Consider the following 1662-nt stretch of genomic DNA (forward strand, 5'->3'; position numbering starts at 1 on the left):
GCTGATCGGCGACCAGTGCGGCGCGCACACCGTGCAATACATGGAAGCCAAGAACTCGACGGCGCAGTTCGAGCACGAAGCGACGACCTCGAAGATTTCCGAGGACCAGAAATTCTACGTCATGCAGCGCGGCATCCCCGAAGAGGAAGCAATTGCGCTGATCGTCAATGGTTTCGTCAAGGACGTCATCCAGCAGCTGCCGATGGAATTCGCCGTCGAAGCGCAGAAGCTGATTGGGATTAGCCTTGAGGGCTCGGTCGGCTGACCGGACAAATATTCAGGAAACAAGAATGCTTGAAATCAGAAACCTGCACGCCCGCATCGTCGATGACGGCACCGAAATCATCCGTGGCTTGAACCTGACGGTGAAAGCCGGCGAGGTTGCCGCGATCATGGGGCCGAACGGCTCGGGAAAATCGACGCTGTCCTACATCCTCGCCGGCCGCGAGGACTATGAGGTGACCGAAGGCGACATCCTCTACAACGGCCAGTCGATCCTCGAAATGGATCCGGCCGAGCGCGCCACGTCAGGCATTTTCCTCGCCTTCCAGTATCCGATGGAGATACCGGGCGTGGCCACCATGGAATTCCTGAAAGTGGCGATGAACGAGCAGCGCAAGGCGCGTGGCGAAGAGCCGCTGAAGATCCCGGAATTTTTGAAGCGCGTGAAGGAAGCCGCCGCCTCGCTCAGCATGGACATGGCGATGCTCAAGCGGCCGCTCAATGTCGGCTTCTCCGGCGGCGAGAAGAAGCGGGCAGAGATTCTGCAGATGAAGCTGCTGGAGCCGAAACTGTGCGTGCTCGACGAGACCGATTCCGGCCTCGATATCGATGCGCTGAAGATCGTGTCCGACGGCGTCAACGCGCTGCGGGCGCCGGACCGGGCGTTCTTGGTCATCACCCACTACCAGCGCCTGCTTGAGCACATCGTGCCCGACACCGTGCACGTGCTCTACAAGGGCCAGGTCATCAAGTCCGGCGACAAGTCGCTGGCGCTCGACCTGGAAGCCAATGGCTATGCCGGCGTGATCGGCGAAGCCGCGTGAGATGCCAGAGGTAATACCGATGAACATGCACACACAACCGCAGCGGACACCGGCCGAGACAGCGTTGATCGACGCGTTCGGCGACCGGCTGTCGCTGCTGCCGGGTGACGGCGCGGTGATGCTGAAGCGCGACGACGCCATCGAGACGATCAAGCACGGCCTGCCGACGCGGCGTGTCGAATCCTGGCATTACACCGACCTGCGCCGGTTGCTGAATACCGTGCCGGACTTCGACCCCGCCGCCATGGCCAAAGCCGTTGCACCGATCGTCGACGGTTCCACCGTGGTGTCGATCCTGAACGGCAAGTCGGACGCCAAAGTGCCGGTTCTTGAAGGCGTTTCTTTCCAGCGCCTGTCGGAAAAGCTGATCGACGGCAGCGCAGCAGCTGGGCTCGATCCCTATGGCAGCGACGACGCCATCGGCGCGCTGAACACGGCTTTCGTCGCCGACGGGTATTTTGTCGACATCGCCGATGGTGTGGAACTTGAAAAGCCGGTCGAGCTGCAGAACCTGCAGGCTGGCGGCCAGACCCATGTGCGCCTGCGAGTGCGTGTCGGCGCCGGCGCCAAGGCCGTCATCGTCGAACGTCAGACGGGTGACGGCGCTGCCTTGGGC

2 protein-coding genes and 1 pseudogene are annotated in these 1662 nt (G+C 61.9%); all 3 read left to right on the forward strand.

All coding sequences use genetic code 11. The annotated features are described in order from the left end of the window. Window positions 1–265, forward strand: a 265-nt coding sequence (locus tag EN939_RS33190; RefSeq protein WP_206528413.1) for a SufD family Fe-S cluster assembly protein, incomplete at its 5' end; no start/stop codon positions are given. Window positions 266–290: 25 nt separating this feature from the next. Beyond that, complete coding sequence (sufC, locus tag EN939_RS33195) at window positions 291–1046, forward strand: Fe-S cluster assembly ATPase SufC (protein WP_023810312.1); 756 nt, start codon at window positions 291–293, stop codon at window positions 1044–1046. A gap of 19 nt (window positions 1047–1065) precedes the next feature. Next, window positions 1066–1662, forward strand: a pseudogene (locus tag EN939_RS33200) (Fe-S cluster assembly protein SufD); the annotation flags it as partial.

The sequence above is a fragment of the Mesorhizobium sp. M7A.F.Ca.CA.002.05.1.1 genome, assembly GCF_003998335.1.
Taxonomy (GTDB): Bacteria; Pseudomonadota; Alphaproteobacteria; order Rhizobiales; family Rhizobiaceae; genus Mesorhizobium.

Bases quoted from the DNA above. Each gene is read 5' to 3' on its own strand.
- sufC (WP_023810312.1), top strand. From the start codon at position 291: ATGCTTGAAATCAGAAACCTGCACGCCCGCATCGTCGATGACGGCACC.